15 protein-coding genes and 1 pseudogene are annotated in these 13,792 nt (G+C 47.8%); 10 read left to right on the top strand and 6 right to left on the bottom strand.

Features of this window, described 5'->3' with window-relative positions; translation table 11 throughout:
• Positions 1-128: pseudogene (locus ACTHS3_RS06645) on the bottom strand (RidA family protein); the annotation flags it as partial.
• 99 nt (positions 129-227) lie between these two features.
• Here ACTHS3_RS06645 and ybaK point away from each other — a divergent pair.
• The 5 genes from ybaK to hemB all read left to right on the top strand — a co-directional run bounded on the left by ybaK (position 228) and on the right by hemB (position 4,097).
• Entirely contained in the window at positions 228-713 is a 486-nt protein-coding gene (gene ybaK / locus ACTHS3_RS06640) for a Cys-tRNA(Pro) deacylase (protein WP_004519716.1), read from the top strand.
• A 15-nt stretch (positions 714-728) separates the two neighbouring features.
• Positions 729-1,316, top strand: coding sequence for a DnaJ domain-containing protein (locus tag ACTHS3_RS06635; RefSeq protein WP_004519715.1), 588 nt, complete (start codon positions 729-731; stop codon positions 1,314-1,316).
• Positions 1,317-1,319: 3 nt separating this feature from the next.
• Positions 1,320-2,192 (top strand): DMT family transporter, encoded by an 873-nt coding sequence (locus ACTHS3_RS06630; RefSeq protein WP_049344792.1) that lies wholly within the window; start codon positions 1,320-1,322, stop codon positions 2,190-2,192.
• Positions 2,193-2,352: 160 nt separating this feature from the next.
• Positions 2,353-3,063 carry a DUF6973 domain-containing protein gene (locus tag ACTHS3_RS06625; protein WP_004519713.1) on the top strand — a complete coding sequence of 237 codons (711 nt, stop codon included), beginning with the start codon at positions 2,353-2,355 and terminating at the stop codon, positions 3,061-3,063.
• Positions 3,064-3,095: 32 nt separating this feature from the next.
• Positions 3,096-4,097 carry a porphobilinogen synthase gene (gene hemB, locus ACTHS3_RS06620; protein ID WP_003683488.1) on the top strand — a complete coding sequence of 334 codons (1,002 nt, stop codon included), beginning with the start codon at positions 3,096-3,098 and terminating at the stop codon, positions 4,095-4,097.
• A 191-nt stretch (positions 4,098-4,288) separates the two neighbouring features.
• Here the strand turns inward: hemB and lipA are convergent, their stop codons facing one another.
• The 3 genes from lipA to ACTHS3_RS06605 form a co-directional block, all read right to left on the bottom strand.
• The gene (gene lipA / locus ACTHS3_RS06615) at positions 4,289-5,272 is read right to left on the bottom strand and encodes a lipoyl synthase (RefSeq protein ID WP_003683323.1); all 984 of its coding nucleotides are present in this window, start codon (positions 5,270-5,272) and stop codon (positions 4,289-4,291) included.
• A 129-nt stretch (positions 5,273-5,401) separates the two neighbouring features.
• Positions 5,402-6,004, bottom strand: a complete 603-nt coding sequence (gene lipB / locus ACTHS3_RS06610) for a lipoyl(octanoyl) transferase LipB (protein WP_004519711.1) — start codon at positions 6,002-6,004, stop codon at positions 5,402-5,404.
• Entirely contained in the window at positions 6,004-6,279 is a 276-nt protein-coding gene (locus ACTHS3_RS06605; RefSeq protein ID WP_004519710.1) for an HP0495 family protein, read from the bottom strand. The genes lipB and ACTHS3_RS06605 overlap by 1 nt, the downstream gene beginning before the upstream one ends.
• 213 nt (positions 6,280-6,492) lie before the next feature.
• Here ACTHS3_RS06605 and lon point away from each other — a divergent pair, with 213 nt between their 5' ends.
• From lon to ACTHS3_RS06580, 5 genes are all read left to right on the top strand, one after another.
• Positions 6,493-8,952 (top strand): endopeptidase La, encoded by a 2,460-nt coding sequence (gene lon / locus ACTHS3_RS06600; protein ID WP_440367463.1) that lies wholly within the window; start codon positions 6,493-6,495, stop codon positions 8,950-8,952.
• Between the two features lie 185 nt (positions 8,953-9,137).
• Entirely contained in the window at positions 9,138-9,407 is a 270-nt protein-coding gene (locus tag ACTHS3_RS06595; protein WP_003683413.1) for an HU family DNA-binding protein, read from the top strand.
• 350 nt (positions 9,408-9,757) lie between these two features.
• On the top strand, positions 9,758-10,027 hold the full coding sequence (locus ACTHS3_RS06590; protein WP_049344802.1) for a FeoA family protein: 270 nt from the start codon (positions 9,758-9,760) through the stop codon (positions 10,025-10,027).
• A gap of 27 nt (positions 10,028-10,054) precedes the next feature.
• Entirely contained in the window at positions 10,055-11,923 is a 1,869-nt protein-coding gene (gene feoB / locus ACTHS3_RS06585) for a ferrous iron transporter B (protein ID WP_063069033.1), read from the top strand.
• Positions 11,920-12,048 carry a FeoB-associated Cys-rich membrane protein gene (locus tag ACTHS3_RS06580; protein ID WP_003683546.1) on the top strand — a complete coding sequence of 43 codons (129 nt, stop codon included), beginning with the start codon at positions 11,920-11,922 and terminating at the stop codon, positions 12,046-12,048. The genes feoB and ACTHS3_RS06580 overlap by 4 nt, the downstream gene beginning before the upstream one ends.
• Positions 12,049-12,160: 112 nt before the next feature.
• Here ACTHS3_RS06580 and ACTHS3_RS06575 read toward each other — a convergent pair whose 3' ends face one another.
• Positions 12,161-12,814 carry a DUF1287 domain-containing protein gene (locus ACTHS3_RS06575; protein WP_049333815.1) on the bottom strand — a complete coding sequence of 218 codons (654 nt, stop codon included), beginning with the start codon at positions 12,812-12,814 and terminating at the stop codon, positions 12,161-12,163.
• A gap of 222 nt (positions 12,815-13,036) precedes the next feature.
• A partial coding sequence (mpl, locus tag ACTHS3_RS06570) for a UDP-N-acetylmuramate:L-alanyl-gamma-D-glutamyl-meso-diaminopimelate ligase (RefSeq protein WP_440367460.1) occupies positions 13,037-13,792 on the bottom strand: 756 nt, incomplete at its 5' end.

Below are 13,792 nucleotides of genomic sequence, written 5' to 3'. Positions count from 1 at the left end.
ACATTTTCAGTTTGCGCTTTGGCATCGGCTTCAGGATTTTCGGGAACCATGCCGGAGAGGAAAACCAAGCCGTTGGCCACGACGGCTTCCGAATAGCGTTTGCTTGTGCCAAGATAGCGGATGTCCATGTTGTCTCCTGATTTCAAAAAGAAGGTATGGTAACATTGCGACTGTTTACGTTCCACATTTAAGAGGGGCTGTCTGAAAAGGATGGCGGAAAACAACCCATGAGTAAAGCAGAATATCCGGTTACGCAGGCAGTACGCTTTTTACGCAGTAAGAAAATCGATTTTGTCCCTTATGTTTACGCATATGAAGAACATGGTGGTACGGCGCGTTTTGCCGAATGTACGGGCAAGCCCGAGCATCAGGTCATCAAAACGATTGTTTTGCAGGATGAGCATAAAAAAGGTTTGGTTGTTTTAATGCACGGTGACAAACATATTTCCACCCGCAATCTGGCGCGCGAACTGGGTTTGAAACACATCGAACCGGCAACGGCAGATCAGGCGGCGAAATGGACAGGATATTTGGTCGGCGGGACGTCGCCGTTCGGTATGAAAACTGCGTTGCCGGTTTATGTGGAAGAAAGTATTTGGGCTTTGGACGAGATTTTTATCAATGGCGGCAAACGTGGGTTTATCGTAGGCATGAAGCCTGAAAACCTGCGGACGCTTAATCCGCAAGATGTTCATGTTGCAGTGGACGCGTAAAGGAGGGGAATACAGATGGAACAAGTGAATTTATACGAAATCTTGGGTGTATCTCAGGATGCGGATATCAACGTTATCCGCGAAGCTTACGGCAAATTGGTGGCCAATCCGGATATTCAGAAAGATGCGGAGCGTTTCAAAGCCATCGGACAGGCGTTTGAAGTATTGTCTCATCCGGAAAAACGTTTGGCTTATGATGCGGCTATGCAGTACGAGCGTCAGGAAGCCAAAGACAACAGCTTCAATAATACGGCGACAAATGTGGTCAACACGCCCAGCTCTGACGTAAAAAACTATGTTTTTATTGCTTATGTTACATATGCTGTGGGCTTATTGATTTTGTTTACCCCCGTTGTCGGTGTGATTATGGCGTATGTTAAACGCGATGAGGCTCAAGGCAGTATTTACGCCAGTCATATCGATTATTTGATTAAGACATTTTGGGTGTCTTTAGTGGGTACGGTTTTGGGAACTTTTACTACACTGATCTTAATTGGTTGGCTGATTTTATTGGTAACTGCCATTTGGTTTATTTACCGTGTAGTCGTCGGACTGATTAAACTGAATGAAGATAAGCCTGTTTCCAATCAAGGATGGTTTTAAAGCATGGCATATTTATTGGCAAGTATCGTTTGCAGCGTGTTGGTGTCTGTCTTGCTGAAAGTGGCGCGCAAGCAAAAAATCAATATCGAGCAGGCGGTGGCGGTGAATTATATCGTTGCCGTCACTTTGACCATGCTGGTGTTAAAACCCGATTTGAGCAATCCGCAGGTATTTTTACCGACGTGGTGGCTTTTTGCGGCCTTGGGCATATTGCTGCCAAGCGTGTTTGTCATTATGGGCAAATCCGTAGATGCGGCAGGTATCGTCAAATCGGACGCGGCACAACGCTTATCGCTGTTTCTGCCGATTGTCGCTTCATTCACGCTTTTCCATGAGCAGTTGACCGAAGGCCGTCTGATCGGTTTGGTATTGGCATTTACGGCACTGTTTTTCTTGCTTTGGAAAAGCGATGGCGGCAAGAAATCCGGCGGCTTCAGCACGCAAGTAATGCTGCTTTTGAGCGTCTGGTGCGGCTACGGCGTCATCGATATTTTGTTCAAACAAGTGGCGAAAAGCGGTACCGCTTTTGCCGGTAATTTGCTGGTGGCGTTTTGTTTGGCCGGTATCTTGATGTTTGGCTACCTGTTTGCCAAAGGAAGCAAATGGACCAAAGAGGGCATAGTGGGCGGTATGATTTTGGGCTGTCTGAACTTTTTGAATATTGTTACCTACATCTCGGCACACCAAATCATGAAGGATAATCCAACCTTGGTCTTTGCCGGTATGAATATTGGCGTGATTGTTTTGGGTACGCTGATCGGTGCGGCAATATTTAAGGAAAAAATCAGCAGCATTAATGCAGCCGGTATCAGTATTGCTATTTGCTCGATAGCCTGCCTGTTTTATTGGCCGCAGATTCGCAGCTTACTGGGTTAAAAATACTCAGGCCGTCTGAAAGTTTTCAGACGGCCTTATTTTTATTATAAAATAGCCATTCATGCGCTGATTTGGCCGTATGGAAATTATTTTGCGCTTACGGGCGTTTCTATGTTAAACAAAGAAGTTGAACTCACACAATAATATCGATAGTTACATCATGAAACATATTAAAAAACACATTCAATGCGCCGTTTTCGGCATGCTGGTATTGTCCGGTTGCCAATCGTATCAGGAAGATCAAAGCCGCCGCAGTAAAATGGCTCAATTCGCGCTTAACCATCCCGTGGCCGCCCAAGTTATCGGGATGGAAGACGAAGGCTTAATCAATATGACCAGTAATGCCACACGCTTTGCCGAGCGTACAGGTTTGGACGACAAAGCAAACGGCGACAGCAGGGGAACACAGGTCAATGCCGTACGCCAAGCATTGTGGCAGGCGGCGATTGCTTCTAAATTCGACAGCATTATTGCAGAAAAAGCAGGTAATGCGCGTCTGACGGATATGGAGTTGCGAGAAGGTAAAGACGACTACTTCAGCCGCTACCTTGCCGACCAGGCAGTCGATCAACGTAATAACCGTATCGGCCGCAGTATCGGCAGTGCCAAACCCGACAGCGATATGAAGACGCTGGCGGCAAGCATTTTGTTCTACTACAACAAAGTAGGCTTATGGACGGCTTCCGAAGTGAACAACCGTTGGCGCATCAAACAGGAAAAACTTTCAGACGGCCAGTATGCCGAGGCATTGAAAAATATCGCCAAATTGGATCAAAACGGTATGACCGAACAGGAACGTAATAGTTATAAAACCGGTACGTTCAGCGAAATCAAACGTTCGGTCAAAGCCATACGTCAAGTCGAAGACTGATTTTAAGACTTCATTATTGAAAGGCAATTGTTATGAATTTCCCTCCGCGTTATGTCTCAAACACCCGTATGCGCCGTATGCGTAAAGATGATTTTTCACGTCGTCTGATGCGCGAGCATACTTTGACGGCAGATGATTTGATCTATCCGGTTTTTGTATTGGAAGGCCAGAATCAGGAAGAGGCAGTCCCATCCATGCCGGGTGTCAAACGCCAAAGTTTGGACAAATTGTTGTTCACTGCTGAAGAAGCACTGAAGCTCGGCATTCCTATGCTGGCTTTGTTTCCCGTGGTAACGCAAAACAAAACCGAGTTTGCGGAGGAAGCTTATAATCCTGAAGGCTTGGTGCCGACAGTAGTACGAACCCTGCGCGAGAAATTCCCAGAGCTGGGTATCATGACCGACGTTGCCTTGGATCCCTACACCATTCACGGTCAAGACGGTTTAACCGATGAAAATGGCTATGTCCTCAACGATGAAACCATTGAAGTTTTGGTAAAACAGGCTTTGTGTCATGCCGATGCAGGCGCACAAGTCATTGCCCCGTCAGACATGATGGACGGACGTATTCTTGCCATCCGTGAAGCCTTAGAAGATGCCGGACATATCCATACGCGCATTATGGCGTATTCGGCAAAATATGCTTCAGCGTTCTATGGCCCGTTCCGCGATGCCGTCGGTAGTTCCGGCAATCTGGGTAAGGCAGACAAGAAAACCTACCAAATGGATCCTGCAAATACTAACGAAGCCTTGCACGAAGTAGCATTGGATATTCAAGAGGGCGCAGACATGGTTATGGTAAAACCGGGTCTGCCGTATCTGGATGTCGTCCGCCGAGTCAAAGACGAATTCGGCGTACCGACGTATGCTTACCAAGTTTCCGGCGAATATGCCATGCTTCAGGCTGCCATTCAAAACGGTTGGCTGGATGGCGAAAAAACCATTTTGGAAAGCTTATTGGCATTCAAACGTGCTGGCGCCGATGGTATTTTGACTTACTACGCGATTGAAGCGGCAAAATTGTTGAAGAAGTAAAATAAAGAAATAAATTAAAAAGCGGCAAACAGTGTTTATCCTGTTTAGCCGCTTTTTTGTATTACTTAAGATTGGCTCAATAGGGCCCGACTAAGGTTTATTTTTTGAAAATCTAAAGAGTTTTGCATAAACAAAGGCCGTCTGAAAAAATAGTCCCCTGATTTTTCAGACGGCCTTATATGATTTAAACCTTAGTGGTGGCTGCAACCGCCGTGGGTTTCACGCAAAGCTTCGGCTGCTTGTTCGTCTGCGTGGTAGCTGGAGCGAACCATTGCGCCGATCGCGGCATTAGTAAAGCCCAATTCGTATGCTTCTTTTTCAAAAACTTTAAATTGGTCAGGCGTTACATAGCGTAGGACGGGCAGGTGGCCGTCTGAAGGTTGCAGATATTGGCCGATGGTAATCATCTCGATATTGTTGGCACGCATATCGCGCATTATTTCGCGTACGTCCTCGTCTGTTTCGCCCAAGCCGACCATGATGCCGGACTTTGTCGGGATATGGGGCATCATTTCTTTGTAACGGCGCAGAAGCTCGAGGGAGTGTTGGTAATTGGCACCCGGACGGGCTTTTTTATACAGGCTTGGATGGGTTTCTAAGTTGTGGTTCATCACGTCGGGCGGTGTTTCTGCCAAGATTTCCAGTGCGATGTCCAAACGGCCGCGGAAATCGGGAACAAGGATTTCGATTTTGGTATTCGGGCTGGTTTCGCGGATGGCTTTGATGCAGTCGGCGAAGTGTTGGGCGCCGCCATCACGCAGGTCGTCACGGTCGACGGAAGTAATCACGACATAGCGCAGGTTCATGGATTTAACGGATTCGGCCAAGTGTTTAGGCTCGTCAGGATCCAGCATATTGGGGCGGCCATGACCAACGTCGCAGAACGGGCAGCGGCGGGTACAAATATCGCCCATGATCATGAATGTGGCCGTACCCTTGGTAAAGCATTCGCTGATATTTGGACAAGATGCTTCTTCGCACACGGTATGCATTTTTTGTTCGCGAAGAATGTTTTTGATTTCAAAGAATTTCTTGCCCGGTAATTTGGCGCGGATCCATTCGGGCTTTTTCAATTTTTGTTCCAATGGAACAACTTTAATCGGAATGCGTGCAGTTTTATCTGCGCCTTTCAGTTTGATGCCGCGTTTTGGGTCGTTTTTTACTTCTTCACTCATGGTGATGTGTTCTTTCTGTCGTTATAAAGGCCGTCTGAAAAGCTTATTGTAGTCTTTATGAACTAAGGGCTTGTGGGTTCAGAGGGGCAGTTAAAAGATGGTGTTGGGGTCGAATATTTTCAGACGGCCTTATGCCAGCTCTTTCTGTAAATGCTTGGTCAGTTTGTCTGAAACTTCTGCCAAGCCGGGTGCCGGAGAGACAAAGTCGGCAATTTGGGTCATTTCCATACCGGCATAACCGCAGGGGTTGATATGGGTAAACGGACTTAAATCCATGTTCACGTTAAGCGCCAAGCCGTGGTAAACGGAGCCGTCTTTGATACGCAGGCCCAGGGAAGCGATTTTACGCTCGCCGACATAAACGCCGGGACGTTTGGGGTCGGCGGCTGCTTCGATGCCGTATTCTGCCAAGGTGGCGATGATGCTGTTTTCAAGTGCGGAAACGATATGGCGCACACTGGTCTTACGGCGTTTGAAATTGATCATCGTATAAACGACCAATTGGCCAGGACCGTGGTAGGTAATTTGACCTCCTCTGTCAATTTGGACAACGGGAATATCGTCGCGGATGAGGAGGTGTTCGGGCTTACCGGCCAAGCCTTGAGTGAATACGGGCGGATGTTCGACCACCCATAATTCGTCTTCGGTATTTTCGTCACGCGAGGCATTAAATGCCTTCATGGCTTCGAAAGTCGGCAGGTAATCGACCAAGCCTTTGTGCACGATTTTCATTACAGCACCACTTTTACCAATTCGTGTGAAGTCAGGTCGCGGTAGATATTGTCGAGCTGCTCTTGATTTTCAACATTTACATGGACAGTCGCGCCGGTATAGTTGCCTTTGCTGCTTGGGCGCGTAGTAATGTGGTGCGGCTCGGTATCGGGAGCGTGTTTGCGCACGGTTTCCAAGATGGCGGATTCAAATTCCGGATGAACCACGCCCATGACTTTTACAGGAAAGGTGCAAGGGAATTCAATTAATGATTTTTTTTCGGTTGAGTCTGTCATGGTTTACTACCTTTTTTGGTTAGCCAGGGCCGTCTGAAAAGTTTTCAGACGGCCCAAAATCCGATATATTTTATCGTAAACGTCCATATCGGGCTATTAAAAATGATGTTTTAGAAAATAGGTGCGGATAAGCTGTTTTCAAGTCTTGAAATGGAGCGCTTCAGCCCAATTTTGAGCTACATTCTGATTTAACAATGATTGAGATTTCTAACTATGCCGACAAAAGACAAATATTTCGAGGAATACAGTGCGCTGGCTACCTTGCCTTTACGCGATGTCGTGGTGTATCCGCATATGGTATTGCCGCTGTTCGTCGGTCGTCCTAAATCGATTGCAGCCCTTGAGGCGGCAATGGCTAATGATGATCCGGTTTTCCTGTTGGCCCAGCTTGACCCTAATACAGAAGACCCTAAAGCTGAAGATTTGCACCAAACTGGTACGGTTGCCCAAGTTTTGCAGGTTTTGAAGCTGCCTGACGGCACCGTTAAAGTGTTGGTAGAAGGTATCCGTCGTGCGCGCGCATTGACGGTTGACGAAACAGGCGGACTGTTTTTATCCCATGTGGAGGCGATTGATGAAAACAGCGACAAGGACAATCCCGAAATTGAAGCCTTGCGCCGTACCTTGCTGACTCAATTTGAGCAATATGCGAAATTGAACAAAAAAATCCCTGCCGAAGTTATCAGTACCATCAGCAGTATCGATGACAACAGCCGTCTTGCCGATACTATTGCCGCGCATTTGCAGCTGAAATTAGAGCAGCGTCAATATGTACTGGAGACTGCCGGCATTGTTGACCGTTTGGAATTTCTGCTGGCGCAGTTGGAAGCCGAACTCGATATCATGCAGGTCGAGAAACGCATCCGTGGCCGTGTGAAACGTCAAATGGAAAAATCCCAACGTGAGTATTACTTGAATGAGCAAGTAAAAGCGATTCAGAAAGAATTGGGCGAAGAAGACGAGCGCGACGAGCTGGATGCGCTGGAAAACAAAATCAAAGAAGCAGGCATGAGCAAAGAGGCTGAAGAAAAATGTCTGTCTGAATTGAAAAAACTGAAAATGATGCCGCCGATGTCTGCGGAATCTACCGTCGTGCGCAACTACATCGATACTTTGCTTGAGTTGCCGTGGAAGAAAAAATCCCGTGTCAGCAAAGATATTGCCAAGGCTGATTTGATTTTGAATGCCGACCACTATGGTTTGGAAAAAGTTAAAGAGCGCATTTTGGAATATTTGGCCGTTCAAAAACGTATGGACAAGCTCAAAGGCCCGATTTTATGTCTGGTTGGCCCTCCGGGGGTGGGTAAAACTTCCTTGGGTGAGTCGATTGCCAAAGCCACAGGCCGTCAATATGTGCGTATGGCGTTGGGCGGCGTGCGTGATGAAAGCGAAATCCGCGGCCACCGCCGTACCTATATCGGCTCTATGCCGGGCAAAATCTTGCAAAATATGGCGAAAGCGGGTGTGAAAAACCCATTGTTCCTGCTTGATGAAATCGACAAGATGGGCAGCGATTTCCGTGGTGATCCTGCCAGTGCTTTGCTTGAGGTGCTGGATCCTGAGCAAAACAACAAGTTCGCTGACCATTATGCCGAAGTCGATTATGATTTGAGCGATGTGATGTTTATTGCCACTTCAAACAGCTTGAATATCCCGACTCCGCTGCTTGACCGTATGGAAATTATCCGTCTGTCCGGTTATACGGAAGATGAAAAAATCAATATCGCCATGCAATACCTTGTGCCGAAACAAATGAAGCGCAATGGTGTGAAAGAGGGTGAGTTGGTGGTTGATGAAAGTGCGGTGCGCGATATTATCCGTTACTACACCCGCGAGGCCGGTGTCCGCTCGTTGGATCGCGAAATTGCCAAAATCTGTCGCAAAGTGGTGATGCAGGTTACTTTGAATGAGGACAAGAAAAAAGCGTCCAAATCCAAAACAGTAAGCAAGGCCAAGCCTAAAGCGATTAAAGTTACTGAGAAAAATCTGCATGACTATCTGGGCGTGCGCCGTTTCGACTATGGTGTGGCCGAAAGCGAAAACCGCATCGGCCAGGTAACCGGTCTGGCTTGGACCGAAGTCGGTGGCGAGTTATTGACCGTAGAGGCGGTTGCCTTGCCGGGTAAAGGTACGATTCAATGCACCGGCCAACTGGGCGACGTGATGAAAGAATCAGTATCGGCCGCATGGTCGGTTGTCCGTTCTCGTGCTGAATCAGTGGGTCTGGCCCCTGATTTTTATGAGAAGAAAGACATTCACGTCCATGTGCCTGAAGGTGCGACGCCAAAAGACGGTCCGAGCGCAGGTATCGCCATGACTTTGGCGATGGTTTCTGCCTTCACCAAAATTCCGGTGCGTGCTGATGTAGCTATGACCGGCGAAATCACTTTGCGTGGCGAAGTCTTGCCGATTGGCGGTTTGAAAGAAAAACTGCTGGCTGCTTTGCGCGGCGGTATCAAGCATGTATTGATTCCAAAAGACAACGTCAAAGATTTGGAAGAAATCCCTGAAAATGTCAAAACCGGTCTGACCATTCATCCGGTCAAATGGATTGATGAAGTGTTGGCTTTGGGCTTGGAAACTCAGCCTGAGCAATGGGCGGCTGAATTGACGGTTGCCGAGACCCCGCAAACTTCTAAGGCGAAGTCAAGGACAAAAGCAACCAAGCATTAAGTTGGCCGTCTGATGTTGCAAAAAATGTGGTTTTGCCCTGAATGCCACAAAAATAGGGCAATTCCACATCTTTTACTTGACATGATAATTTCAGAATTGCTATAAAGTGCGTATGTGCTTTAAAAGTGCTTAAGCCCCGAGTATTCGGGCATTTCATCATTTTTTACGATAGGAAGGGACTAATTGTGAACAAGTCTGAATTGATCGAAGCAATTGCTCAAGAAGCCGGCATTTCCAAATCTGCTGCGCAAAAAGCTTTGGATGCTACTACTAATGCCGTAACCAACGCATTGAAAAACGGCGACACTGTTACTCTGGTCGGTTTCGGTACTTTCTACGTCGGCGAACGCGCCGAACGTCAAGGCCGCAACCCTAAAACTGGCGAGCCTTTGACTATTGCTGCTGCTAAAACTCCTAAATTCCGTGCCGGTAAAGCATTGAAAGACGCTCTGTAATTTAGAGTCTTTCCCTGAATGGGAATAAAAAACCGATTTGATTCGGTTTTTTATTTTGAAGGCCGTCTTAAAGTTTTCAGACGGCCTTTAGTTTGTTGAGTGCATAAAAAGGCTGAAATTCTAATGATAAAAGGATTTCAGCCTTTTTAGTTTATCTTGTTACATTTGATTTTTATATTAAAACGCCTTATAATTAATAGAAACAATAATAGTATTCAAACAAACCGCACTTATCGAAAGAAGGGGCAAATAGCCACTCATAACCAACCTTTCAAATGTGCCACACATTCGTCAGCACTTCTCACATTTCTAATAATCTGATTTTTTAAAACAAATGAAAAGAGAGGCTTATGTCTACCATTCCTTTGTCGCGCCTGAAAAAAGGCGCAGTCGTACATATTGATTCCATCGTTTCCAATCCTGTTTTTGGTGATTTGGATACCTTGGTAACCCGTCGCCTTGCAGATTTGGGTTTTTCCAGCGGAATGCCGTTGCAAGTGATTGCAGTGGGTGGTTTTGGGAGAGGCCCGTTTGCGGTACGTTTGGGTAACCAATCTCAATTTTCCCTGCGTTTGGAAGAGGCCGGGAAGATTATGTGTCGTATCGTTGAGGCCGTTTAAGGCCGTCTGAAAGAATAAGGAAAAATGATGGAACTAAGCTATTTTGCCTTGATTGGCGCGCCAAACTGTGGCAAAACCGTTTTGTTCAACGGTTTGACCGGCTCACATGCCAAGGTTGCCAATTATCCGGGCGTAACTGTCGATAAGCGCGAGGGCGCCTTCCTCGACGACGAGGCCGTCCGCATTATCGACCTGCCGGGCACATACAGCCTACGCACGACCAGCCCCGACGAAGCGGTGGCGAAAGATGTAATGGTAGGCAAGATGGGCATTCCGCCCGATGCCATTATTGCCGTTGCCGACGCGACCAACCTGCGTATGACCCTGCGCATGATTTTGGAACTGAAAACGCTGGGACTGCCTATGGTGGTGTCGCTGAATTTGAGCGACGTGGCCCGCAAAAGGGGCTTGAATATCGACGCGGCCAAACTGAGCGAGTTGTTGGATGCACCTGTTTTGGAAACAGTTGCAGTGAGCGCGTCGGGCGTACAGGCTGTACGCGAAGCCGTGGCGAAGCTGCCGCGCAAACGCTCTTTTCCCGCAAACCCCGCCTCTGCCGAACGCACGCTCGATGCGCTGGATAGCGACAAACTTTATCAAGAAGTCGAATCGATTTTGGCACAAGTGGTACGCACCCAGATGACGCTGCCCGCATGGCACAAAAAACTCGACGACATCGTGCTGCACCCCGTCTGGGGCATGATTATGCTGCTGGTCATCCTGTTTATGGTGTTCCAAGCGGTTTACACATGGGCGGCGCCGATTATGGACGCCATCGAAGGTGGCTTTACCGCGCTGGGCGAATGGATAGGCGCCAACATGGAGCCGGGCATCCTCAGCGACTTGCTCGTCAACGGCGTCATTGCCGGTTTGGGCAGTGTGTTGGTGTTCCTGCCGCAGATTACGATTTTGTTTGCCTTTATCCTGCTATTGGAAGACTCAGGCTATCTGCCGCGTGCAGCCTTCCTGCTGGATAACATCATGGCAAAAAGCGGTTTGTCCGGCCGTTCGTTTATTCCCCTTTTGTCCAGCTTTGCCTGTGCCGTTCCTGCCGTGATGTCGGCGCGTACCATTAACGACCCGCGCGAACGCCTTGTTACCATCGCGGTTGCGCCGTTGCTGACTTGTTCCGCACGTTTGCCAGTGTATGCGCTGATTATCGCCGCTGTTATTCCTGACCGTACAGTGGGTGGGATTTTCAACCTGCAAGGCCTGACATTGTTTATTCTTTATATCGTAGGCATTCTGTCGGCTGCATTGGCGGCGTATATCATGAAACGCTTGGCGCGGATGAAAGGCAATGTGCAACAATTCCCACTTTTGATGGAATTGCCGACTTTCCGTACGCCTAACTTCAAACACATCATGACCAGCTTGTGGGATAGGGTAAAAGCCTTCCTGAAACGCGCGGGTACCATTATTTTTGCATTGGCCGTGGTTCTGTGGGGCTTGGTAAGCTGGCCGCAACCGCCTGAAGGCGCAACCGGTGCCGCCATCGATTACAGCTTGGCAGGTACGCTTGGTCATGCTATTCAGCCGTTTTTTGCACCTTTAGGCTTTACTTGGGAAATGTGTATCGCCATGATTCCGGGTATTGCCGCGCGCGAAGTGGTCGTTGCCGCATTGGGTACCGTTTATGCCGTCAGCGCATCGTCTGAAGATGCCGTACAAAACGCACTGATTCCCATCATACACAACAACTGGGGCTTGCCGACCGCCTTTGCCTTCTTGGCTTGGTATGTGTATGCTCCGATGTGTGCCGCGACTTTGACCGTGATTAGACGCGAAACCAAATCCACGAAAAATATGCTTATGATTACAGGCTATTTGTTCCTGATGGCTTATTTTGCCGCATTCGTGGTTTACCAACTTTCTTCAAGGATACTATCGTCATGACTCAATATATTATCGTCGGCTTGATTATGCTCGCCTGCGTATTCTTCCTCTTGCGAAAATTCGTGTTCAAACCGAAAAAACGCGACTGCAGCAGTGGCTGCGGCAAATGTGGTGGTTGCGGTTAAATAAAGAGGGTTAGGTAAGTAAAAGGCCATCTGAAACTGTTTCAGACGGCCTTTTTTATTGCTCTATGGCTTTTCAGATGCAAAACTAGTATTTAGAGCTTAGCACCAGGATTTATTGAACGGGAAGTCTGAAATGTCCGGTAATGGTGTAGCGGTAGAGGACATCGTCTTCACGGGTTCCTGAACCGATATTATGGATAATCAGGGGCCTGTCTCCGATTTTTCGATCGGAGACGATACCGATATGGGGACGGTTGCCTTTCAGTTCCCAAGTTACAATATCGCCAGCTTGATAGTTTGTATCTTGAACTGCCCAGCCTTGACGCGTGAAATAAGTCATTAGGTTAGGTACGCGGCGGTGGTCAATATTGGTATCAGGTTGTTTCAAACCCCAGCGTTTCGGATAGACGGAAAAGTTGCGGCTCATGTCTTGATGAACAAGATCTTGCAAATCTATATTTTGGTCGCGCAAGGCACGGATAATGACGTCTGTGCAAACGCCTTTTGATATCGGCACATCTCCCATCGGATAAGTGAGCTTCGTGTAAGCTGGGTCGTAACGAAGGGTTTTGCCGATTTGGTTGCGCGCAGATTGTACGATTTTCGGTGATGGTCCTTTGGGTTCGGTAATTTTTTGTTGTAGGAAATCGGTATTAATACTTAGGATAGAATTGTGATGACGAGCAAAAAATACAACTGTTGTAATCAGAAGGATAGAAAGCGCAATACTGAGAACTATGGGCTTAAAGGCTATTTTGTGTTTCATGATATATGCACGGCTTAGATGTTGTCTGCATTATTATCAGATTTTTGAGTGGGTTGGCAATGCATAATGGAAAAATGGTCTTGAGCAAGTATGTACGGGCAAATAATAGATGAGTGTTATTTGGGTATTACCAAAACATTTTTTGTAAATATAGATTTTAAATTGGCATATGATAAAAGGCCGTCTGAAAACTTTTCAGACGGCCTTAGTTATTGGAGAAGGCTATTTCAATGCTTCTAACAGCTTCCCGTGTATTCCACCGAAACCGCCGTTGCTCATGACCAAAATATGATCGCCTGCTTCGGCATTTTTCACAATTTCGGCAACAAAGGCATCGAAGTCTTTGCCTACGTGCAGTTTGTCACCTAAAGGCGCGAGGGCTTCGGCGACGTCCCAGTCCACGCCACCGGCGTAGCAGAACACTTGGTCGGCATTGTTTAAGCTTGCGGGCAGGGCGGCTTTCATGGTACCGAGTTTCATAGTGTTAGAACGTGGCTCGAGGACGGCGAGGATGCGTGCGTTACCGACGTGCTGGCGCAGACCTTCGATAGTGGTTTCGATGGCGGTCGGGTGGTGGGCAAAGTCATCGTAAACAGTGATGCCGTTTACCGTGCCTTTGATTTCCATACGGCGTTTGACGTTTTTAAATGCACTTAAAGCTTCGCAGGCCGTCTGAATATCGACGCCGGCATGACGTGCAGCGGAGATAACGGCGAGGGCGTTCATACGGTTGTGTTCGCCCATCAGTTCCCACGCGACGTGTCCGACTGTTTCGCCGTGATGACGTACGTCGAACGAGCCGTCGGCATGGACGGTACCAACCTGCCAGCCTTGTTCGGTACCAAATTTTTCTACGGGCGTCCAGCAGCCTTTATCCAGAGTATCTTGCAGGCTTTGCTGTTGGCCGTTGCAGACGATGAGGCCTTCAGACGGCACGGTGCGTACCAAATGATGGAATTGGGTTTGAATGGCGCCCAA

The sequence above is a fragment of the Neisseria sp. P0009.S007 genome, from assembly GCF_051962515.1.
This window is presented reverse-complemented; position numbering and strand designations above follow the sequence as displayed.

Excerpts from the sequence above, each read along its gene's own strand:
- ybaK (WP_004519716.1), top strand. The coding sequence starts at position 228 with ATGAGTAAAGCAGAATATCCGGTTACGCAGGCAGTACGCTTTTTACGC.
- ACTHS3_RS06635 (WP_004519715.1), top strand. The coding sequence starts at position 729 with ATGGAACAAGTGAATTTATACGAAATCTTGGGTGTATCTCAGGATGCG.
- ACTHS3_RS06630 (WP_049344792.1), top strand. The coding sequence starts at position 1,320 with ATGGCATATTTATTGGCAAGTATCGTTTGCAGCGTGTTGGTGTCTGTC.
- ACTHS3_RS06625 (WP_004519713.1), top strand. The coding sequence starts at position 2,353 with ATGAAACATATTAAAAAACACATTCAATGCGCCGTTTTCGGCATGCTG.
- hemB (WP_003683488.1), top strand. The coding sequence starts at position 3,096 with ATGAATTTCCCTCCGCGTTATGTCTCAAACACCCGTATGCGCCGTATG.
- lipA (WP_003683323.1), bottom strand. The coding sequence starts at position 5,272 with ATGAGTGAAGAAGTAAAAAACGACCCAAAACGCGGCATCAAACTGAAA.
- lipB (WP_004519711.1), bottom strand. The coding sequence starts at position 6,004 with ATGAAAATCGTGCACAAAGGCTTGGTCGATTACCTGCCGACTTTCGAA.
- ACTHS3_RS06605 (WP_004519710.1), bottom strand. The coding sequence starts at position 6,279 with ATGACAGACTCAACCGAAAAAAAATCATTAATTGAATTCCCTTGCACC.
- lon (WP_440367463.1), top strand. The coding sequence starts at position 6,493 with ATGCCGACAAAAGACAAATATTTCGAGGAATACAGTGCGCTGGCTACC.
- ACTHS3_RS06590 (WP_049344802.1), top strand. The coding sequence starts at position 9,758 with ATGTCTACCATTCCTTTGTCGCGCCTGAAAAAAGGCGCAGTCGTACAT.
- feoB (WP_063069033.1), top strand. The coding sequence starts at position 10,055 with ATGGAACTAAGCTATTTTGCCTTGATTGGCGCGCCAAACTGTGGCAAA.
- ACTHS3_RS06580 (WP_003683546.1), top strand. The coding sequence starts at position 11,920 with ATGACTCAATATATTATCGTCGGCTTGATTATGCTCGCCTGCGTATTC.
- ACTHS3_RS06575 (WP_049333815.1), bottom strand. The coding sequence starts at position 12,814 with ATGAAACACAAAATAGCCTTTAAGCCCATAGTTCTCAGTATTGCGCTT.